Below are 22,331 nucleotides of genomic sequence, written 5' to 3' on the forward strand. Positions count from 1 at the left end.
AAAAGGGCTATGCATTGCATAACCCTTAACAAAAAAATCAATAAATGACATTTTCTGGTTTAAAAATATCAGAAGCTAAGTCTCTAAAAAGACTTACACTAATCTATTCCCAAACAGCTTAAATGTTTAGCCAAATACAAATTTCACTAAAAATAAAGCAGCAATAAATACAATGCCAAGGTTCAAATCTTTGAAGCGGCCTGTCAGCACTTTAATCACCGCATAAGAGATAAAACCAAAGCCAATCGCATTTGCAATTGAAAAGGTTAACGGCATTAATAAACAAACAATCACCACTGGTGCAGCTTCAGTTAAATCTTCCCACTCAACATTAACCAAACCAGACATCATTAAAATTGCTACATAAAATAGCGCGCCACTGGTGGCATAGGCCGGTACCATGCCAGCAAGGGGAGCAAAAAATAACGCAAGAATAAATAAAATACCCACAACCACGGCAGTTAAGCCCGTTCTTCCGCCAGCACTCACACCTGCAGTACTTTCGATATAACTCGTTGTTGTTGAAGTCCCTAAACTCGCGCCCGCAATAGTCGCTAAACTATCAGCACTCAGTGCTCGTTTAACTCTTGGTAAGCGGCCTTTTTCATCAAGGAACCCACCTCGTTGAGCAACAGCAACTAATGTACCAGAGGTATCGAATAGGTCGACAAACAAAAAGGCAAAAATGACTGAAATCATGCTAATTTCAAGCACACTCGATAAATCCATTTTCATGAAAGTCGGTGCAACAGAGGGTGGCATAGATACAATGCCATTATAAGTTACATCACCAAATGCCAACCCTAATGCAGTAACAATAAAGATACTTAAAATAACTGAAGCTTTCAGGCCTCGTTGCACCATAGCAATAATTAAGAAAAAACCTAGTGCAGCCATCACTGCTGGGAATGAAGTAATATCCCCCATTGTGACCAGTGTTGCAGGGCTCGCGACCACAATACCTGCAGCCTTTAAACCAATAAAGGCCAAAAACAGTCCAATACCAGCGGCAATACCAAGGCGTAAACTCATCGGAATGCTATTAACAATCCATTCCCTAATTTTGATTAAAGACAAAATAAGAAAACAAACACCAGACATAAATACTGCACCTAAAGCCGTTTCCCAGCTATAGCCCATCTCTCCAACAACGGTATACGTAAAAAAAGCATTTAGCCCCATTCCTGGTGCTAAAGCGATAGGATAATTAGCCACTAACCCCATCACTAAACAACCCACAGCAGCAGCTAAACAGGTAGCAACAAACACAGCCCCTTGATCCATTCCAGCATCTGCGAGCATCATTGGGTTAACAAAAATAATATATGCCATGGTTAAAAAGGTCGTGATGCCCGCGATAACTTCTTGCTTTAAATTTGACTGGTTTTCTTTGAGTTTGAACAGTTTCTCTAACATGAAACTTAAATCCTTGAAAAAGGGAATTGAACGAGTGGAGTTAACTCTTATTTAGTTCATTCACAATATGTGATGAATGAATAAAAGGTGACATTTTAATGACAAGGATTATAGGTATTTATATAGCTCATAGCCATATTCACAATATAAACACTCATATTCGCTAAAAAGACAATTTAATTAGCTGATTTGAAGCAGAATATAAAATTGAAGACAAAAAAAAGCCTACTCAATGAGTAGGCTGACAAGTTTTAAAGTTTTCCGGTATGGGGATGGGAAAACTGAATCACAATAAAGTGATAAAACTTAAAAATAAACTAGCAATAGAGAACTAGCTTACGTTTGTCTAAGATCACCGTAAGGTGACAGAAAAAAGGGTTGATACGGGTAAAACTATCATTCAAGGATGGGTTAGCCCTTGAATGTCATGGCATATAAACCACCTGCTAAAGCATTAGTGCTTAACCAAGTGTTTTGCCAATAAATATATTGATTGCCTGTATAAGACATAGTAAATACTCCAAATAAAGTTGTTTAAAACCTAGTCTTGCTGGGCTCGGTTCCTTGGAACTTACATTTACTCAATCCATTGAGACAACTTTCTTACTCGATTCCTTGGAGACTTTATCCATCCTGGATTAACTAGAATTGAAAAGCACCGTGCTCTTCAACGAGATTAATAATACCAAAATGTAATTTTATTACAAGTATTATTTGAGAATAAATTAAAAACAGCCCAAAAAGTAACTAAATTACATTTGCATGACTATATAAAGACAAATGGCTTTGTTACTTTCGCAACAAAGCCACTATATGTAGTACTAGATTAAAATATGAACTACTAAATCGACTTTATTGCATTTTGTAATAAAGTTACCAAGGGGGAAGCTGTTGGCTTTCCGTATAAGGGATGACCTTCTGTAGCACTGCCTGCGATATCAATATGAGCAAAAGGCAATGGTTTTGCTGATTGAGAACCATGTGCACTTAAGCCAGATGCATTAATCAAGAATGCAGCAGGATATTGATGGCCACGCGCCGTAATAGCAGAAGGACCGTTATTTGAAGACAGTAACTCACCTTGGCCAGAAATATTGTCTACCTTGGCAAAATCGTCATGACGCAGACGAGACAGCTCAAAAGACTCACCCCATAGATCAGCTATTTCAGCAATACCACTACCAATACCCATATTTTTAGAAACCGCATTCTCAACAACAGCTGTATAGCCACCGTAACAACGGACCACATGTCCAGTTAATGTAGCGACAGAAAACAGCTGAGGTTTAACAGCTGATTCAGCTTTAATACGTAGATGCGATAATAAATCGGCTAACACTAAGCGCCCTTCTGCATCAGTGTTTCCAATTCTAACTCGCACTCCAGCATGACTATTAATTATTTCATCAGGTACAAAAGCATCGCTGCCAATGCTGTTTCTCACTAAACCTAACTCAGCAATAACTCGAATACCTTTAGGCTTTAATATCGATAAGGTTTTCATCAGTCCAGCAACCGCTGCTGCGCCGCCTTTATCGCGGCTCATGCCTGCCATACCGCCAGCCACTTTTATATCCGCGCCGCCAGTATCATAAATCACGCCTTTGCCTGCGAATAAGAAGGTTTGTTCAATATCACCTTCTGCAACATACTCAATTTTAACCACACGAGGCTGATGACGTGGAACACAAAAAGATGCCCGTCCTACAGCGCAAAGTAAGGGGTAGTCACGTTCCAACTCTTCTTGTTCTTCAACCACTGAAACAGTTAAGCCGCTGCCTTCAAATGCTGCAACACAGTAGTCAGCAAATGCTGGTGCTGCCATTCTTTCAGGTTCTGTTCCACATAAGTCTCTGGCAAGAACTTTTCCAGATTCAACCGCGTTAAGTAAATCTGAACAAGACTCTGAAACTAATAATCCAATCGCTAACATTGAAGGTACAGCTTGTTCAGCTTCACGATATTCAAGTGATTGCCATAACTCTTGGCCACACGCTAATGCTGCAACTTGTTTTGCATACTGATAACGGACATCACTATTATCACTCACCACTAATAAAGGCTTCACTGCGCCTGCAGCTTTTGCGATAGCGATACCTTCGCGAGCAGCTTTGGCAAATACGTTAACATCACTATATTCGTTTTCAGCATTAACCACTGGTGACACAATTAAACGACCGCCCGCTAAACCTGGGGCTAGTAATAATGTCGCGCTATGACCAATTCGTTGATCGATTTGTTTTGCATGATTAGCTAACAACTTGATTTCATCTTGGGCGATTGAGTCTAAGTCTGAGGCAATAACAATCACGGCATCCCAACCATGACCTTCAAAAATAGCTTCATCATTTTGAACATCGACTAAATTCACTTGAAACATGAGCCTTCCTTTTTAGTATTTTTTATTAAGGTATGAACAACTTGTCATTCTATCGTTTGAAACTAACTAGCTTAAAACTAAGACTTCTGAAACTAACGAGTTAGCATTTAAACCATTTAAAATTAAGTAATAAATAATAGCCACTAAGCATCATCAAAGTATATAAAATTCAAACTTATCGGGAGTTAATATTTATTTACATATATTTGCTACAGAACAGACAATCAAATCGTCACAGATCACGGTCTATCTAGCTTGATATGCTAAACTGGTGGCCATCTATTCCCACTTCAAAATAAACAAGGGAGTCTTCGTGACAGCGATTAATCAATTATATCCTCAGCCGCTATGGCAATGGTTTGAACAGATTTGTTCTATTCCTCATCCTTCAAAGTTCGAACAAGCATTAAGTGAACATATCCAGCAGTGGGCAAAGTCAAAAAGCTTAAGCGTTGAAGAAGATAGCGTTGGCAACCTCATCATTAAGAAGCCTGCTTTTCCTGGTATGGAAGATCGCAAAGTTGTGGTATTGCAAGCCCATATCGATATGGTGCCGCAAAAAAATGCAGACAAAGAACATGATTTTGAAAAGGATCCAATTGAAGCCTATATCGATGGTGAATGGGTAAAAGCTAATGGCACCACACTGGGCGCTGATAATGGCATTGGTATGGCGTCAGCATTGGCTGTGTTAGGTGCAAATGACATCAAACATGGTCCATTAGAAGTGTTGTTGACCATTGATGAAGAAGCAGGAATGACAGGTGCTTTTGGCCTTGAAGCAGGCATGTTAGATGCAGACATTTTAATTAATACCGACTCTGAGCAAGAAGGCGAAATTTATATGGGCTGTGCTGGCGGTGTAGATGCACAGCTAAGCGTACCTATGTCGTGGCAAGCTCCTGAGCAAACTAACGCAAGTTTCAGCCTAACCCTATCTGGCCTTAAAGGCGGCCATTCAGGGGTTAACATTCATTTAGGTCGTGGCAATGCCAACAAACTACTGGCGCGTTTCTTATTTAGCTATGCAGACGAACTTGCGCTAGAGCTAGTTAACTTTACTGGTGGCTCACTGCGTAACGCAATTCCTCGTGAAGCTAGCATCAGCTTTATGCTACCCAGTGACAACAAAGCCAAACTTGAACAAGCTATTGCTGAGTTCCAAGCAATTGTACGTGCAGAGTTATCGATTGCCGATCCAGATATGTTGCTCACATTAGCAACTGTGGATGTGCCAGAAAAAGTCATGAGTGAAGATGCGCAAAATACCTTAGTTGATTTACTCCATGCATGTCCGAATGGCGTTATGCGCATGAGTGATGAAGTCGAAGGTGTGACTGAAACATCATTAAACGTAGGTGTCATCAACACTGAAAATGAATCTGTTGAAGTCTTATGTCTGATTCGTTCATTAATCGACTCAGGTCGTGTTGAGATTGAAACCCAGCTAACAGCGCTTGCTAACCTTTCGGGAGCAAGTATTGGTTTATCGGGTGCTTACCCAGGCTGGAAACCAGATAATAACTCACCAGTTATGGCCATTGTTCGTGACACTTACAATGATATCTATAAAAAAGACCCAACAATCATGGTGATCCATGCTGGTCTTGAGTGTGGATTATTTAAAGAGCCTTACCCAACAATGGATATGGTTTCTATCGGCCCAACCATTCGCTTCCCACACAGTCCTGATGAAATGGTCAACATCACTACCGTTGGTCAATACTGGGAGCTGTTGTTAGCGGTTCTTGAGCGTATTCCAGCTAAAGACTAATTTTTGAAATTTAGAAACTCGTCTTTATCTGACAAAAAGCTGCCATCTGGCAGCTTTTTTATTGTTGGGCAATGATGTTTGCTATTTCGAATTTGAGTTTTGATTTTTATTTTGTATCTGGATTAAAAGTTTAAATCTAATTGCTCATTATGTTGGGACGATTCTGTAGTTTCCTGTGTGATATCCGCTAAACCTACCGATACACCCACCAATCTTATTCCGCGACCATTGGCTCGCTCTAATGCTTGAGCCAACAACTCCTGAAACAAATTAATGGCTATCTCATCACTGCGATGCTCTATGGTAGTTTGTTTAAAATCGTTAAACTTTAGCTTCACCACTTGTTTATGGATCTGTCTGTCTTTAGCACTTCGGAGAACCCTAGCAATCAGCTCTTGAATAAGTTGTGGCATGACAGTATTACATTGCTCTAGGGTAAAAATGTCTTGTGCAAGTGTCGTTTCAACACCCACTGATTTACGAATTCTATTTGGGCTAATCAATCGATTATCAATACCTTGTGAACGCTCGATTAACACGCGGCCAAACTTACCAAATGCTCCAATTAACTTATCATTTGGGTACTGCTGCACATCACCGCACGTATTCAACCCTAATGCTGCCAATTTAGCCGAGGTAACTTTGCCCACACCTGGAATTTTATTTAATGTCAGAGGCTTTACAAAATCTGCGATAGCATCAGGCGGGATCACATACTGGCCATTAGGTTTATTCAAATCTGATGCTATTTTGGCTAAAAATTTGATAGGCGCTACCCCTGCAGATGCTGTTAGACCTGTGACTTCAAAAATCTCTTGCCGAATAGCCTTTGCAATCAAAGTCGCACTCCCCTTGCACTCATCACAATCGGTGACATCAAGGTAGGCTTCATCTAACGACAAGGGCTCAACCAAATCCGTATAACGATGAAAAATTTCTCGAATTTGAACAGAAACGGATTTATATACATCCATTCGACCGGGAACTAAGGTGAGATCGGGGCAAAGTTTAAGAGCGTGATAGCTCGACATCGCTGAGCGAACCCCAAATTCACGTGCTTCATAGTTACAGGTACTAATAACACCTCTGCGATCGCTTCGACCGCCCACAGCAAGCGGCTTACCGCGCAGTTCTGGAAAATCTCGCATTTCCACTGCAGCAAAATAACAATCCATGTCGATATGAATAATTTTTCGCATACTAGAGGTCATTGTTAATCAGCTTCAAAGGTGAGTGAGTTATTCAGTCCAGACAACATGATTACAAAAGGCATCACTGACATCTGTTGCAGTTTAAGTTAGGAGGTTATTTCTAAATAATAACTAAAACAGAAAACCATGTACACAAAATACTGTATATAAAAACAGTGCCAGTGTTAATACTTATCTCTGAGATTAGTTTAAGCATGAGCAACTGCCTTTTAAGCTATTGTTTATTGATTGGCTTTAATAATTAGGCAGAACGCTGAGAAAGCAAAACAATCAAAAATAAAAAAGCCCAAGCTGTTATAAACAGTTGGGCTTTGGCATTAAAATGTGTAAAACAAATTACATTTTAGTTTGTAGGTAGTTTTGTAAGCCTACACGGTCAATCAAGCGAATTTGTTTTTCTAACCAATACATGTGATCTGATTCTGTATCGTCTAGTAATACTTCTAAGATTTCGCGAGTTTGATAATCTTCTTTCGCTTCACACAGAGCAATCACTTCGCGTAAATGATCTGCAACTGCGTATTCGTAGTTAAGGTCATTTTTAAGCATTTCTTCTACATCTTTACCGATGTTTAAAGCTTCACGGCTTGCAACATCTGGTGTGCCTTCAAGGAATAAGATACGTTGCACAAGTTTTGCAGCATGAGCTTTTTCGTCATCTGATTCATGAAGAATACGAGTATATAATTCATCAAATCCCCAGTCTTCATACATGTGAGCATGTACAAAATACTGGTCCATAGCCGACAATTCACCTGTTAATAGTGAGTTAAGCGCTGCGATGACTTCTGAGTTACCTTTCATGATAAGTTCCTATTAATCTTTAATTTGTGATTGAAGGTAGTTTTGAATACCAGTTTGAACGATCAGTTCTTTTTGAGACTCAATCCAATCTAAGTGTTCTTCTTCATCTTCAAGTAAGTCTTCTAATAAATCGCGGCTAACGTAATCACGTTCTGCTTCACACAACTTGATCGTTTCGCGTAGCACGACTAATTGCTCAGTCAACGCTTGTTCATCACAATCAAGCATTTCTTCGCAGTGCTCACCAATACGTAACTTATCCAATTGTTGAAGATTCGGTAAGCCTTCCAAAAACAGTACACGCTCAATTAACTTGTCGGCATGCTTCATGTCTTGTATCGACTTTTTGTATTCTTTCTCGTTTAGGTTTTCTAAACCCCAATGCTTAAACATACGAGCATGTAAGAAATACTGGTTAATCGCAGTTAACTCACAAGTCAGTACACGGTTCAACTGACTAATTACTTTTGGATGGCCTTTCATGATTTTGTCCTTTAAATGCAAGATTGATCTGGATCAATTTCCAACAGAATAGTACATACGCTCACAAAACACAAATACCCTTTAAAATCATAAGCTTAATTATTGATAATCATTATCATTATAACTTAGGTTATTAACTAGGTTTAAAAATTCGCCTGTTTCAGTATCTTCAATAGAATCACGCTTCTACAGCTAAAGCTAAATATTTAAGCGTGCTAAAAATCACAAAATTTAGCAGAAATGATAACTCAAAGGGTAAAAAAATAGTTTTGTAAATATTGTAACCATGACGAATACACATTTTTACTGGCATAAAAAAATCCAGATAAACGGCTGTTTATCTGGACTTCAATTTGACACTCTCTTGTTAAAGAAAAATGTTACGTCACTGACTGTCAAACGAGTTCGAGTGATTAAATAATACGGTTTTGATTCAGCTTTGCTTCTCGCTCAGCTTCCGCCATACGGCGTTTACGCTTATCACATGGGTCATCACAGTCGCAGGCTTTTTCAATACCTAGTACACCTAAACCACCGCAGCTACCTTCAACCGCTTTTCTTTTAACGATATAGCCTACCGACATCAATAGAAAAAATAATAACAACACAACGAACGCTGCAATAAAGGTACTCATAATGTTCTCCAACGTTTACTTCTAATCTGGAAATATCGCTTAGTGGATCAAACTGTTTCAATTATATCGTATTTATTGAATATAAGGTGCATATGCTTCACTGTAAAACACATCATAATCATCACCATCTTTCTCAATCAGCATCACAGGTAAATTCTGTTCGTGAGCTAACGCTAAAGATGCTTCAGTACCTAACACCATCATAGCTGTCGCATAAGCATCTGCTGTCATGCTACTTGGGTGCAATACAGTTACTGAGGCTAATTTATGTTTAATCGGATAGCCAGTACGCGGGTCAATGATATGTGAGAAACGCTCACCATCTTCTTCATAATATATGCGGTAATCGCCTGATGTAGCCAGCGCCATATTACCTGGTTCAACAACTTGTTGAATCGCAGCGCCTTCAGTTGATGGTTTTTCAACAGCGATACGCCACGGAGCACCGTCATCTTTTACACCTTTTACGCTGATTTCACCGCCAATCTCAACCAAATATCCCTCAACTTGGTATTTGTTGAGCAAATTAGCTATTTTATCAACACCATAGCCTTTAGCTAAAGATGATAAATCCACATATAAATCTGGGTTGGTTTTTGTCAGTTTTAAGCCATTAATCGTAAAACCGTTGATATTGGCTTTGGCTTTTACTTTATCGATGGTTTCTTTAGTTGGGATATCAGTAGGTCTTTTATCCGGCCCAAAGCCCCATAAGTTAATCAGAGGGCCTAAGGTAATATCAAGCGCGCCATCTGTAACGTCGTATAACCTTACCCCTTCTTTAAAGACTTTAATTGTATCTTCAGAAACAGTGATACTTTGATTAATGCCAAGTTGGTTAAATTTAGATAATTCAGAATTTGCTCTATAAGTCGACATTTGGTCGTTAACTAGCTCAAGCGCAATATCAATTTCAGCTTGCAGCAATTGAGTCGTCGGCAAACGTTCGTTTCTAACTACCTTGATATGGTAAGTCGTGCCCATAGTATTGCCAGCAAGTGACACTATTTTATCTTCAGTTCCACAAGCCGTTAGTAATAATAAAACCAGGGATACAGTAATAGATTTTATAGAAATCTTTATCATCTCAAACTTCAAATTAGTGTTATCTAAAATAAAAAATTGCAGCTTACTGACTAGAGTGACCTCCGTGTCAGCGAGCTGCAATTTATGACGTTCAATGCCTTTTGGGTAATTGCTAATCTTATTGGATTAACGCATTAGCCACCAAAGTCATCGAGTAAGATGTTTTCATCTTCAACACCTAAGTCTTTAAGCATACCAATTACGGCTGCATTCATCATTGGAGGTCCACACATGTAGAACTCACAATCTTCTGGTGCATCATGGTCGCGTAGGTAGTTTTCATACAATACGTTATGAATGAAACCAGTATAGCCAGTCCAGTTATCTTCTTCTTGCGGATCAGATAACGCAACATGCCACTCAAAGTTTTCATTGGTAGACGCTAAACCGTCAAAATCTTCTACATAGAACATTTCACGTTTAGAACGGGCACCGTACCAGAAACTCATCTTACGCTTAGAGTTAAGACGCTTAAGTTGGTCAAAGATATGTGAGCGCATTGGTGCCATACCTGCACCACCACCAACAAATACCATTTCCGCATCAGTTTCTTTAGCGAAGAACTCACCGAATGGGCCAGAGATGGTGACTTTATCACCTTCTTTAAGACTCCAGATGTACGATGACATTTTACCACAAGGCAAGGTCAAATTACGTGGCGGTGGCGTAGCAATACGCACGTTCAACATAATGATACCAAATTCTTCTGGATAGTTTGCCATTGAATATGCACGAATTGTTTCTTCATCAACTTTTGACTCTAAGTTGAAGAAACCAAAGTGCTCCCAGTCCCCACGGTATTCTGCAGGTACATCAAAATCTGCATATTTAACATGATGAGCTGGTGCTTCAATTTGAATATAACCACCCGCACGGAAAGGTACAGACTCTTCACCAGGGATTTGAAGCTTAAGTTCTTTAATGAACGTAGCTTTGTTATCGTTAGAGATAACTTCACATTCCCATTTCTTGATGCCGAAAATTTCTTCATCAAGTTCGATGTCCATATCAGTTTTAACGTTAACCTGACAGGCTAAACGACAACCCTGACGAGCTTCGCCTTTGCTAATATGATCAAGTTCGGTAGGTAGAATATCACCACCGCCAGACTTAATATTAACTCGACACTGACCACATGAGCCACCGCCACCACAGGCACTTGATACGAAAATACCATTATCTGCTAACGCACCTAATAGTTTATTACCCGCACCCGTTTTAATTGCTTTATCGCTATCATCATTGATTGAGATAGTGATATCACCGCTAGCGACTAACTTAGATTTAGCGAATAAAATCACTAAAACTAAAATCAGTACGATGGCAGTAAACATACTCACACCTAGATAAACATCTATTGGAGTAGCGTTAAGAATATCCATTAACTTTATCCTTTAAGGTTCAAATTAATACGTCGTAAGGTCTCTCTTAAAGAGATACACCTGAGAACGACATGAAACCTAGCGCCATTAAGCCAGAAGTGATGAAGGTAATACCTAAACCACGTAAGCCTTTTGGTACATCAGAATACTTCATTTTCTCGCGTAGACCAGCTAACAATACAATTGCTAATGCCCAACCAATACCAGAGCCAATACCGAATACTAAACTCTCGCCAAGGTTGTAATCACGCTCAACCATGAATGAAACTGCACCAAAAATTGCACAGTTTACGGTGATCAATGGTAAGAAAATACCTAACGCGTTATACAAAGGTGGGAAATACTTATCTAACGCCATTTCCAAAATTTGTACTAAAGCAGCGATAACACCGATGAAGGTAATGAACTTCAAGAAGCTCAAATCTGCATCAGGAACACCAGCCCAAGCTAGCGCGCCTGGTGCTAATAATCCTTGGTAGATGATTTGGTTAACTGGTACAGCAATGGCAAGAACCACAATTACTGCTACACCAAGGCCCATCGCTGTGGTGACTTTCTTAGACACAGCTAAGAAAGTACACATACCCAAGAAGAAGGCTAACGCCATATTCTCAATGAATATCGAACGAATTAACAGACTAATATAATGTTCCATTGCGCTTACCCTTTTGCTTCTACTTGCTCTGGCTTATAAGTACGGATAATCCAGATCAACATACCGATCAAGAAGAACGCACTTGGAGGAAGAAGTAACAAACCATTTGGCTGGTACCAACCACCGTCAGAGACTTTGCTTAGGATTTCAACGCCAAATAATGAACCGTTACCAAATAGCTCACGGAAGAAGCCAACTGATAGTAGGATTGCACCGTAGCCTAAGCCGTTACCTATACCGTCCATAAAGCTCATTAAAGGAGGTGTTTTCATCGCATAGGCTTCTGCACGACCCATTACAATACAGTTAGTAATAATCAAACCAACAAATACTGATAATTGCTTCGCTACGTCATAGGCGTAAGCTTGCAATACTTGGTCTACCACAATTACTAATGAAGCAATGATGGTCATTTGCACAATAATACGAACACTACTTGGAATGTGATTACGTAAAATCGAAATAAATAAGTTCGAAAATGCCGTAACCGCAGTCAATGCTAATGTCATTACGATGGCTGTTTCCATTTTAGCGGTCACAGCTAGCGCACTACATACACCCAGAATTTGCAGAGCAATTGGGTTGTTGTTAATGATAGGTCCAGTTAAAACCTGTTTAAGTTCTTTAGCATCAGCCATTAGCTCAGTCCTCCATTGCGTGCTTTTTCGATAAAGCGTGCAAAACCTTCTTCACCTAACCAGAACGTCAGTGAATGCTGAACACCATTACTTGTCAGTGTTGCGCCAGATAAAGCATCAACACCATGAACTGAAGAAGCAATAGTTGGGATCTTAGTGACCTGAATAGCTAACTCGCCATTGTCGTCATAAAGTTTCTTACCTTGCCACTTAGCAACCCATTGTGGATTTTGAACTTCACCACCTAGACCTGGTGTTTCACCAGAACCAGTGAAGTCGTAATACACTAAGCTACGAATAGTATTCATATCAGGTTCAACAGCTAAGAATGCAAACATGGTTGACCATAAACCGTATCCTTTAACAGGAATAATGACAGTTTGTAGTTCACTGTTGTCATCTTTAACCAGGTAAATAACACCTTTGTTTGCCACACGCTTAACTGATGCAATATCATTTTCAGGCTTGAAAGATGTCGCTGGAGTACGCGCTGCTTTTTCAACATCAAAAGTATCAGCATCGCCATCAACGAAGTCACCGGTCTTTAAATCGACTAGGCGAGCTTCAACATACTTATTGTATGTTTCAATGATAACTTCTTTCTCTACTTTGCCGGCTTTAGTATCCACTAAGCCTGCTGCTTCAAGAATGTACTTTTGCTTATCTAGCAATTTATTTTGCTGTTGAGTCGGCTTTAATAACACTGCTGCTGTCGAAACAAACATTGAGCAAACAAAGCAAAGACCAACAACAACAAATAATGTTTTGCCGATTGATTCTTTATTACTGGCCACGTGAAATCCTCCGCTTAACATTTGCTTGAACCACAAAATGGTCAAATAAAGGTGCGAATAAGTTAGCGAATAGAATTGCTAACATCATGCCTTCTGGGAATGCTGGGTTAATAACACGAATAAACACTGCCATGGCACCAATCAGAAGACCGTAAGCCCATTTCGCATTATTAGTGAATGACGCAGAAACTGGGTCAGTCGCCATAAACATCATACCGAATGCAAAGCCACCTAAAACTAGATGCCAATACCAAGGCGTAGCAAACATTGCATTAGTATCACTACCGATAAGATTAAGCAGAGTTGAAACTGCAATCATACCCAGTAAAACACCAGCAATAATGCGCCAAGAAGCAATACGGGTATAAACGATAACCGCGCCGCCTAATAGGATAGCGAACGTAGACACTTCACCGACAGAACCTGGAATGAAGCCAAAGAATGCATCCCACCAATCTTGAGTGATACCGTATTCTAGTGTGCCCTGTGCAGCTTGGCTCAGTGCAGTTGCACCAGAGTAACCGTCAGCCACAACCCAAGACGTGTCACCAGACATGTTTAGTGGGTAAGCAAAGAATAGGAAAGCACGACCGGCTAGTGCAGGGTTTAGGAAGTTACGACCTGTACCACCAAACACTTCTTTAGCAACAACGACACCGAAGGTAATACCGAGTGCAACCATCCATAATGGAATTGTTGCTGGCAGCGTTAATGCAAACAGAATTGAGGTAACGAAGAAACCTTCGTTAACTTCATGGCCACGTACAGAAGCGAATAATACTTCCCAGAAACCACCAACTGCAAAGGTCACAGCATAGATAGGTAAGAACCAACAGGCGCCGTACCACATCAAGGCCGCTATGCCAGAGTCTGCTGTTAGCTCAGTACCGAATAAGCTAAATAGGCTGACTTGCCATACATCAGGAGTAGCAAAACCAGCAATAAGCGCATCTTGAGCTTGTAAGCCAACGTTGTACATACCAAAGAACATCGCAGGGAAAGTACACGCCCAAACCGTAATCATCATACGCTTAAGGTCAAGGTTATCACGCACGTGAGTGCTACCTTTGTTTACTTTACCTGGAGTGTAAAAAACAGTCGCAGCCGCTTCATAAAGGGCATACCACTTTTCGTACTTACCGCCTTTTTCAAATTGCGGTTCAATACGCTCGATAAAATCTTTCAAGCTCATTAGCCTTCCCTCTCGATCGTATCTAAACAATCACGCAGGTATGTACCGTAGTCATACTTGCCTGGACATACGAAGGTACATAATGCCAAGTCTTCTTCGTCTAGTTCTAATGCACCCAGTGCTGCTGCACCATCGTAATCACCAGAAACTAAATCACGAAGTAACATTGTCGGTAAGATGTCTAACGGAACAACACGTTCATAGTTACCAATCGGTACCATTGCACGGTCAGAACCACCAGTACTTGTAGTCATGTTGAACAGACCTGTACGGTTTAAGTGACCTAAGAAAGCACGAGTGATAGAGAACTTATCGCTGCCAGGCATTGCCCAACCGAATAATTCTTTTTCAGTCCCTTCAAGCAACAAACTAATTTGTTGATGATAACGACCAAGGAAAGCGTGAGGACCTGCTGCTTGACGACCACTTAAAACCGAACCTGAGATAACACGAACTGTATTACCTTCAACTTCACCAGCAGTAAGTTCAGTAGTGCTTGCACCTAGAACCGTACGAATTAAACGTGGGTTCTTAGCTTCTGGGCCACCAATAGCGATAACACGTTGAGTGTTAAGTTCGCCTTGAGTAAATAGCTGACCGATTGCAATCACATCTTGATAGCCAACATGCCACACAGTGCGTGTTGCAGATGCAGGAAGTAAGTGATGAATATGAGTACCCACTAAGCCAGCTGGATGTATACCAGCGAACTCTTCAACTTGAGCATTCCCAGAAGGAATGTCTGCACCAGGTGCCTTTGCAAGGAATACTTTGCCTTCAGTTAATTTTGCAAGCAGGGTTAAACCATTTGCGAAATCTTCTTTATGCTCAGCAATCACAATTGCAGGATCTGCAGCTAGTGGTTGGGTATCTATTGCGGTGACGAAAATACCAGCGGCGACAGAGTCGACTGCAGGTACTTTACTGAAAGGGCGAGTACGCAAAGCTGTCCATAGACCTGATTCAATCAAGTTCTCTTTGACAACAGCTGCATCTAACGTGTTTAAAGCGTCAGCACTGTATTGAGTAAAGCTGACTTTGTCGTCACCTTCCACTTCAATTACAACTGACTGAAGTACACGTTTCGCACCCCGGTTAATTTCTAATACAGTCCCACTAGCTAAAGCAGTATATTTTACGCCTAGGTTTTTTTTATCTTCAAAAATAACCTGGCCTTTCTTAACTTTTTCGCCAACCTTGATTTTCATCGTTGGACGTAAGCCAATATACTCTTCACCCAAAGTGGCGACATTCTTAATGGCTGGGCCATTATGGATAACTTGCTCTGGGCCACCTGCTAGAGGTAGTTCCAATCCTTTCTTTATTGTAATCATATCCACAAGCACTACGTTTGAAGGAAAGACAATGCGCCGCGTTCCTACCCAAAAAAAACAAAGTGTTAACAAACACTTCAGTGTTGAGCTAGCGCAGATTTATCACGGAAATGCGATCGCAATCACGCTGGTCGCGCGCATTTTACCCCAAAATGTGCGCTATCGCCACGAAAATAATAGGTGATTGAAATTTATGATTGTTCACTTTTAAACAATTGCACCTATTTAGGGTGTGGAAAAGACTGATATTAAGCGAAACGATGCAATAACTCAGTAACATGAGCACTATAGCATTAATTTTAAAAGAAATAATACAAGAAGTGGTTTATCATTTTGTTAACAAATGTAGCAATTAGCATAGGCTAAAACAGCCTATGCTAAAGCACTTTTAAAACAGTAAGGTAGGTAAAGTTGACGAGATTGTATTATTTTAAAAACGGCCCTGATAGCCAATGTAGCTCAACATTTCACCTTGAGAACTGATCCCTAACGTCGATTGCTGGCTCACTAAATCTTCATCTAATACATTTTCAACGCGAACATAAATTTCATGAACTTCCGAAAGATGATAATTAGCTGCAATATCGACTTTCCATTGGCCATCAATTTGCTCACCACCATTAAAAGCGGTCGCATAACCTAGTTCAGATTGATATAAGCCTTGCGCCATAAAACTAAATGAACCAAAGATCACACCACTACTTAACGCTAGTTGCTGTTCAGGCACCCAAGGTAACTGTTCGCCTTCCACATAAAGTCCAATTAAGTCATTAATCCCTGACTCACCAAACTCTGCTTGGCTATATTGATATTGAACAGAAATCGGAATGGCAAAGCTATCAAAGGTAAACTGGTAGTCCGCTGAAAAATCAACGCCATTCACTGTCACGTCTTCTATGTTTTCTTGAACGTAGCGCTGTGAATAATCACACGCCATGCTCCACATACAGCTGATATGCTGATTATCAAAATCTTGCATATAAACGTTCACGCCAAGGTTTAGCTTATCCGTTTGGTAAGTTAAGCCTAACTGATAATGCATCGACTCTTGAGCTTGTCTTGTGGCATTACCCGCAGCTGCGGCACTCCAAGCTTGCTTAGCTGCTAATGCCGCTTTCCAAGATCCTGTGGTATAAGCAATTTCAAGTGATGGGATCCAACCATCATCGGAAAAATCTGCGGCTTCAATTCCGTAAGCTTCAGTACTCACTTCACGAGTAGTGCTGACGTTTTCAAAGGCAAGCCCTAAGTTAAATGACAAAGCGCCATAATTTAACTTTGCATCCGCAGTGGTCGTGAATACGTTGACGTCATCAACATACGCAAGCACTGCTTTATCTACATTAATGCTAGACAGGCTTCTATCCTCACTCCATAACCAATCTTGCTGACCAAACTTCATTTCAGCTTTATCCGAATGAAAAAGTGCACCGTAAGTCACTTGATGCTCTCCGTAATGGCTCGTACCTTCCGTTTGTAATCCATAACCAGCGTAATGATTGTCTTCTAACATTGAAGAAAGGTTACTGGTTCCAACGGGGTTTGCATCAAAATCTGCAATGGCTTGTAACTCACTAAGACCAATAAAGCTGCCATCTAAAGCATTAAGCTGGGCTTTTTTCTCATCGTAAGATTGATAGTAAAAGTCAGACACCATTTGCGTGCCACCAGTCAAATCGACCACATGACTCACTTGATACTTATGACGTTTACCTTCTTGCTTGTCATTTTGAGTTGCTGAGTATCGTGTGCCAGGGCTTGCTGCCCAATCTTGCGCTGTTAAACCAACGTTAGAATATCCACTGTCAGCGTTAGTATACTGATACATAAACTCGGTTTGTTGAGGGTTGCGGGCCCCGACTAAACTGTCAGCATTAATCTTAAACATGATGTCTGTTTGAGTTTGCTCGTTATCAAAGCCACTAACAAACCCAGCTTCTTCTGCGGTATTTTGATAATCCACCGCTAACATCATGCCGTATTCTTTATTCAAACCACTGGCTATAGCACCAACATGGCCATCGCCATTTTCATTCACTTCAATATTAGCTCGACCGCTAAGTTCTTCAGAAGCAATTTGCGCACTGGTGTAATTAACATGACCAAATGATCCCATGCCACCTTTAGTCACATCCGTTAAGCTCAATGTCGAAATTTTACTTTGCAGGGCTAAATTCGGTTGCAGCACCAAATGAGGGGCAGCGTAAGGAGAAGGAGAAAAACTAACACGGTCTTGTGTAATAGTAACTCCGTTCATTGCGCCGCGATGTACTACTTCTGTGGTTTGACCATGACTACTTGGTAAAACAGTCATACCAGAAAACGCTAAGGGGATGGTACTATCTCGGTAATGTAGTGGAGCCGTCTGCGGCTGGGCTAGCACAACTGTATTGTTTGCTTCATCCATTGAGGCTGTAACTGAGGTTGCTGCAAAGCTTGAACCTGAATGACAAACAAAAAGCACAGCAGAAGCAATTACAGACAAGCTGAATTGACTTTTAGACATGATTAACTCCCAAAATACATCACCAGCATCGTTTAATTCGATGCTTTATTGTTATGAATAACATCCTATTATCAACTGATAACAATAACGTTTTCACACAAATAAGAACAGTATTTTAATAAATAATTAACCACTTAAAAACAAAGCGACCGAAGCCGCTTTTTATTACACTATATCTTGCTCACTCATTGATGCTTTAAAGTGTACCTAATATGTCTTCGCTTAGCTTAAGGTCATCATTACGATTGACGCTTACACCTGCAGCGATAATCGCACGAGCAATATCTTGCGCTTGCTCAAGCGAGTGCATTTCAAACGTGCCACATTGGTACTCATTTAATTCTGGAATTTCTGTTTGCTCAACCACGTTTAACACATCTTCCATAGCAGCTAACCAAGCATCTGCAACAGTTCGCTCAGACGGCACACCGATTAAGCTCATGTAAAAACCTGTACGACAACCCATTGGCGAGATATCAATAATCTCAACACTGTCACCATTTAAATGATCACGCATAAATCCAGCAAATAAGTGTTCTAGTGTATGAATACCACGTTCACTCAAGATGTCTTTATTAGGTGCACAAAACCGTAAGTCAAATACTGTGATGGTATCGCCCTTAGGTGTACTCATGTGCTTAGCTACACGCACTGCAGGCGCTTCCATACGTGTATGATCAACGGTAAAACTATCAAGTAAAGGCATTACACATTCCTTAAGGTTGGTAAAAATTCTGCTTGGCATCATAGCATCAAAATTAAAAGTGAACAGCTAAGCAAAAGTCTACGGAGCTTCATGGTTACCAGCTAGAAATGACAGAACCATGACAAGCATATTAAAAAGGCAAAATAATTTGGGCTAATTTGACGATAAGTAAGCGCTAATAATTGGAGAGTCTTCAGCAGAATGAAAGCTAAAACTAAGCAATAAAAAACCTCATGCAAAGATGAGGTTTAAGGGACAAGCTTATTTTTATCAGCGTTTTAGTCGCCGATACAATTAGCCTTTACAGTTGGGTGTTTTAGGCACAGCTTCAAGCGCTTGCCACTCTTCTTTAGTGTAAGCATTTATTGATAAAGCGTGAACACCATTAGCCAATTCTTCGGCTAAAACACCATTGACAGCGCGATGGCGGGAGATGAGACGTTGCGACTCAAACTCATCACTCACAACAACCACTTTAAAGTGTGTTTCTGAGTTAGGTGGTACGTGATGACGATTACTTTCATTCAACACGTCTAGATGGATGGGGCTAAAAGACTGGTTCAGTTTTTGGGTTATCACTTGTTCAACTGACATAACAAACTCTTTTTATCTACATCTGAAAGGGTGAAGACTACTGCTTAACGTTTCAAAAATCAAACCTGCATTAATTCAATAAGAGCTGTTTGGCAAAAAGTTGTTACAACGCAAACTTGCTCACTTTTTAGTCCAATTTTTCAACATGAAAACTAATCATGAAACCCTTTGATTAACTTTCGAAAAGTATAATTTAGCCTAGGCTGACTAACTTTCATCCGTCTAGGAACACTATGTTGCCAATTCTGTTGCATACCGCCATGCATGATAAGCAAATCGCCTGACGCTAATTCAAAGCTTTGCTTCTTTTTAGTTAGCTTGTGCCTTAATACAAAGGTCCGTGTTGCCCCTAAACTAATAGACACTATGTCAGTGTTTGGTTCGATTTCGGCTTCATCATCACTATGCCAGCCCATGCTATCAAGGCCATTTTGATAACGGTTCACCAACACGCCATTTGTATCGATACCAAATTGATCCAGTAATTGCCGTCTCAGAACCGCTAAACCTTCTGGCCAAGGGGTTGGTGTCACCAATAATGAGGAATAACGATATGCGCACCCCTTATCTGCAAACCACACTTGGCTGCGTGGTATTGGGTGCTGTTTACCAAACACAGTTATCTCAGGTTGCTCGAACGGATAATTTAGCGACTCTTTGAGTAATGCTTGTTGTTGCTCTATGCCTATAAAGCCCTTTATAAAAGTAACAGGCGCAGTTAATTCCTCATGCTTAGGACTGAGGTTTTTATCTTCTTTATCTGACAAGAGACCTAAGCCAAGTTGCCTCATATATGATTACCTGTTGATTTATAATATGTTTGAATTTTGACAATCTCACTATTGTGACTAATTCTTTAGTATACAAATAAACATTTTTACATGTTTTTAATATTCAGCCTCGATATATTATGAGAACCTAAATTCAATGATGCTACTGAGGCGTTAACAATGTCATATTGGCTAAAAAGGGAGTTGAAGTGTGAACAAAATTGATAATGGTATTTTATCGCATTTATGAATTGGATACGTATCCTAGCTATCGGCTTTTTCTGTTGGTTGAACTCTTATCAAGTTCAGGCTGAAGTAGTGCATTTATCCGAAAATCATCCAGCTCCAATTGGTTATTCACTTTCACAATTTGTTGAACAAGAAAGACTCAACGCTTCCCAAGCCTATGAAATTTACAAAAAAGGCCACTTCTCTCCTGTTAATCAAAGTATCAGTAACTACGGCATTAACGCTAAACCCATTTGGCTTAGCCTGACCATTGAAAGTGATGCCATAGAGCCCGTTAATAGAATACTCCATATTGATAATTATTGGCTCGATGAGGTTAGTGTGTTTTGGTTTAATGATGACAAAATAGCGCATTTTGAACACCAAGGTGACTTATCGCTTTTTTACCAGCAAACCACCATGCAACCGAGCTTTAATTTTAATTATCAATATCCTCAAGGTAAAACAAATGTACTCATTAGAGTGCAAACACCTGATGCCATGGTGATCCCCGTTTACTTGTTCAACCAAGCAGAAATGGCACAAAAAAGCGCATTTAATCATTACAGTTATGGATTCCTCTATGGCGCAATTACTGCGTTATTAATTTATAACTTCATCCTCTTTATTGGTCTTAGGCTAAAAAGCTATTTATTTTATAGTCTGTATTTATTTAATTTTTTACTTCTCCACTTTGCCTACAGTGGCCACGGTTCATTGTGGATTTGGCCTAACTCCCCGATATGGCAACAATGGTCAATCCCGCTACTCATGGTCACCTTTTGCACTAGTGGAATATTATTTGCCTGCCATTTTTTACGACTTAAATATCAGCTGCCAACCCTCAATCGTATCTTAAAAAGCTTATGTATTATTTTTCCTGCGTTAATGCTAGTGGCTGTGTTACTGCAAGATAGAGTGCTCGGACTTATTTTTGCTTTCGATCTTATGCTGCTATTTAGCGGCTTGATGATTGTGTTAGGTGTGTTATCGCTAAACTTTGGCAATATCTCAGCTAGGTTTTTCCTCATAGCCTCTATTTCATCAATGTTGGGTGTAGCACTTACTTGCTTAGCTGTTTGGGGTTATATCCCCTTTAATAATTTTACCTACCGCGCCGCAGAAGTTGGATTTTTTATCGATGTATTACTACTGGCACTTGCATTAACTGAACGATTTAGACGAGTTGAGAATGAGAAGACGATTGCTGAGAAAATGGCGAATATGGATCCTCTAACCCGTTTGAATAACCGCCGAGCATTCTATCAACTCGTCGAACCTTTATTTACAGAAGAAAAAATACAAAAATCTGCTTCTATATTAATGATTGATATTGATCGCTTTAAAGCCATTAATGACAATTATGGACATAATTTTGGTGATGCGGTATTAGTGAAAATTGCAGCTCTAATTAGAGATACATTACGCAAAGATGATGTATTAGCACGCTGGGGCGGTGAAGAGTTCATAATTTTCTTACCCCACACACAAGAGCAAGAAGCCAATACTCTCGCTGCTAGGCTCTGTGAAAATATCGCTAAGCTGCCTTTTAGCCAAATGCAGCATAAAGTGAATGTTACTGCCAGCATTGGGATCGTGACCAGTTGCAGCGCCATCAATCAACTGTCGATGTTGATTGAAGTAGCAGATAAACATCTATATCAAGCAAAACGTTCTGGTCGAAATCAAATTTGTGCAGGCCGTGTTTCAGAGCCTAATAGCATAACCAGCTAACTTGCTAAC

General features: G+C 40.1%; 19 protein-coding genes. 2 read left to right on the top strand and 17 right to left on the bottom strand.

The genetic code is table 11. The features are described from left to right. Window positions 1-126: 126 nt before the first annotated feature. Together L2735_RS07425 and L2735_RS07430 are read right to left on the bottom strand one after the other, a co-directional pair. Window positions 127-1,416, bottom strand: a complete 1,290-nt coding sequence (locus L2735_RS07425) for an NCS2 family permease (protein ID WP_248984097.1) — start codon at window positions 1,414-1,416, stop codon at window positions 127-129. A gap of 841 nt (window positions 1,417-2,257) precedes the next feature. Beyond that, on the bottom strand, window positions 2,258-3,796 hold the full coding sequence (locus L2735_RS07430; protein ID WP_248984098.1) for a M17 family metallopeptidase: 1,539 nt from the start codon (window positions 3,794-3,796) through the stop codon (window positions 2,258-2,260). A gap of 313 nt (window positions 3,797-4,109) precedes the next feature. Between L2735_RS07430 and L2735_RS07435 the strand changes: the two genes are divergently transcribed. After that, window positions 4,110-5,570: an aminoacyl-histidine dipeptidase gene (locus L2735_RS07435; protein ID WP_248984099.1), complete on the top strand. Its 1,461-nt coding sequence runs from the start codon at window positions 4,110-4,112 to the stop codon at window positions 5,568-5,570. 122 nt (window positions 5,571-5,692) lie between these two features. Here the strand turns inward: L2735_RS07435 and dinB are convergent, their stop codons facing one another. From dinB to L2735_RS07510, 15 genes are all read right to left on the bottom strand, one after another. Then, on the bottom strand, window positions 5,693-6,769 hold the full coding sequence (dinB, locus tag L2735_RS07440) for a DNA polymerase IV (protein WP_248984100.1): 1,077 nt from the start codon (window positions 6,767-6,769) through the stop codon (window positions 5,693-5,695). 348 nt (window positions 6,770-7,117) lie between these two features. After that, a complete protein-coding gene (bfr, locus tag L2735_RS07445) occupies window positions 7,118-7,585 on the bottom strand; it encodes a bacterioferritin (protein WP_248984101.1) in 468 nt (155 codons plus the stop codon). 12 nt (window positions 7,586-7,597) lie between these two features. After that, a complete protein-coding gene (bfr, locus tag L2735_RS07450) occupies window positions 7,598-8,068 on the bottom strand; it encodes a bacterioferritin (protein ID WP_248984102.1) in 471 nt (156 codons plus the stop codon). A gap of 413 nt (window positions 8,069-8,481) precedes the next feature. Then, entirely contained in the window at window positions 8,482-8,703 is a 222-nt protein-coding gene (gene nqrM / locus L2735_RS07455) for a (Na+)-NQR maturation NqrM (protein WP_076542875.1), read from the bottom strand. 72 nt (window positions 8,704-8,775) lie between these two features. After that, window positions 8,776-9,789 carry an FAD:protein FMN transferase gene (locus L2735_RS07460; protein ID WP_248984103.1) on the bottom strand — a complete coding sequence of 338 codons (1,014 nt, stop codon included), beginning with the start codon at window positions 9,787-9,789 and terminating at the stop codon, window positions 8,776-8,778. 134 nt (window positions 9,790-9,923) lie between these two features. Continuing rightward, on the bottom strand, window positions 9,924-11,171 hold the full coding sequence (gene nqrF / locus L2735_RS07465; RefSeq protein WP_153916807.1) for an NADH:ubiquinone reductase (Na(+)-transporting) subunit F: 1,248 nt from the start codon (window positions 11,169-11,171) through the stop codon (window positions 9,924-9,926). A gap of 46 nt (window positions 11,172-11,217) precedes the next feature. Beyond that, entirely contained in the window at window positions 11,218-11,826 is a 609-nt protein-coding gene (gene nqrE, locus L2735_RS07470) for an NADH:ubiquinone reductase (Na(+)-transporting) subunit E (protein WP_153916808.1), read from the bottom strand. Window positions 11,827-11,831: 5 nt separating this feature from the next. Further along, the gene (locus L2735_RS07475; RefSeq protein WP_055023682.1) at window positions 11,832-12,464 is read right to left on the bottom strand and encodes an NADH:ubiquinone reductase (Na(+)-transporting) subunit D; all 633 of its coding nucleotides are present in this window, start codon (window positions 12,462-12,464) and stop codon (window positions 11,832-11,834) included. Next, complete coding sequence (locus L2735_RS07480; protein WP_248984104.1) at window positions 12,464-13,258, bottom strand: Na(+)-translocating NADH-quinone reductase subunit C; 795 nt, start codon at window positions 13,256-13,258, stop codon at window positions 12,464-12,466. Before L2735_RS07480 ends, L2735_RS07475 begins: the two co-directional genes overlap by 1 nt. Continuing rightward, window positions 13,248-14,450 (bottom strand): NADH:ubiquinone reductase (Na(+)-transporting) subunit B, encoded by a 1,203-nt coding sequence (locus tag L2735_RS07485; RefSeq protein ID WP_220751768.1) that lies wholly within the window; start codon window positions 14,448-14,450, stop codon window positions 13,248-13,250. The genes L2735_RS07480 and L2735_RS07485 overlap by 11 nt, the downstream gene beginning before the upstream one ends. Next, window positions 14,450-15,784: a Na(+)-translocating NADH-quinone reductase subunit A gene (locus L2735_RS07490; RefSeq protein ID WP_248984105.1), complete on the bottom strand. Its 1,335-nt coding sequence runs from the start codon at window positions 15,782-15,784 to the stop codon at window positions 14,450-14,452. Before L2735_RS07490 ends, L2735_RS07485 begins: the two co-directional genes overlap by 1 nt. Before the next feature lie 430 nt (window positions 15,785-16,214). After that, window positions 16,215-18,290 (bottom strand): TonB-dependent receptor, encoded by a 2,076-nt coding sequence (locus tag L2735_RS07495; RefSeq protein ID WP_248984106.1) that lies wholly within the window; start codon window positions 18,288-18,290, stop codon window positions 16,215-16,217. A gap of 196 nt (window positions 18,291-18,486) precedes the next feature. Continuing rightward, the gene (gene luxS / locus L2735_RS07500) at window positions 18,487-18,996 is read right to left on the bottom strand and encodes an S-ribosylhomocysteine lyase (protein ID WP_248984107.1); all 510 of its coding nucleotides are present in this window, start codon (window positions 18,994-18,996) and stop codon (window positions 18,487-18,489) included. 294 nt (window positions 18,997-19,290) lie between these two features. Then, entirely contained in the window at window positions 19,291-19,590 is a 300-nt protein-coding gene (locus L2735_RS07505) for a BolA family protein (protein ID WP_153914452.1), read from the bottom strand. Between the two features lie 152 nt (window positions 19,591-19,742). Next, a complete protein-coding gene (locus L2735_RS07510; protein WP_248984108.1) occupies window positions 19,743-20,381 on the bottom strand; it encodes an alpha-ketoglutarate-dependent dioxygenase AlkB family protein in 639 nt (212 codons plus the stop codon). Window positions 20,382-20,606: 225 nt separating this feature from the next. On the opposite strand from L2735_RS07510, the gene L2735_RS07515 reads away from it, so the two are divergent. Next, window positions 20,607-22,322, top strand: a complete 1,716-nt coding sequence (locus L2735_RS07515; protein ID WP_248984109.1) for a sensor domain-containing diguanylate cyclase — start codon at window positions 20,607-20,609, stop codon at window positions 22,320-22,322. Window positions 22,323-22,331 lie beyond the last annotated feature (9 nt).

Origin of the sequence: Shewanella olleyana (genome assembly GCF_023283825.1) — a bacterium.
Taxonomy (GTDB): domain Bacteria; phylum Pseudomonadota; class Gammaproteobacteria; order Enterobacterales; family Shewanellaceae; genus Shewanella; species Shewanella olleyana.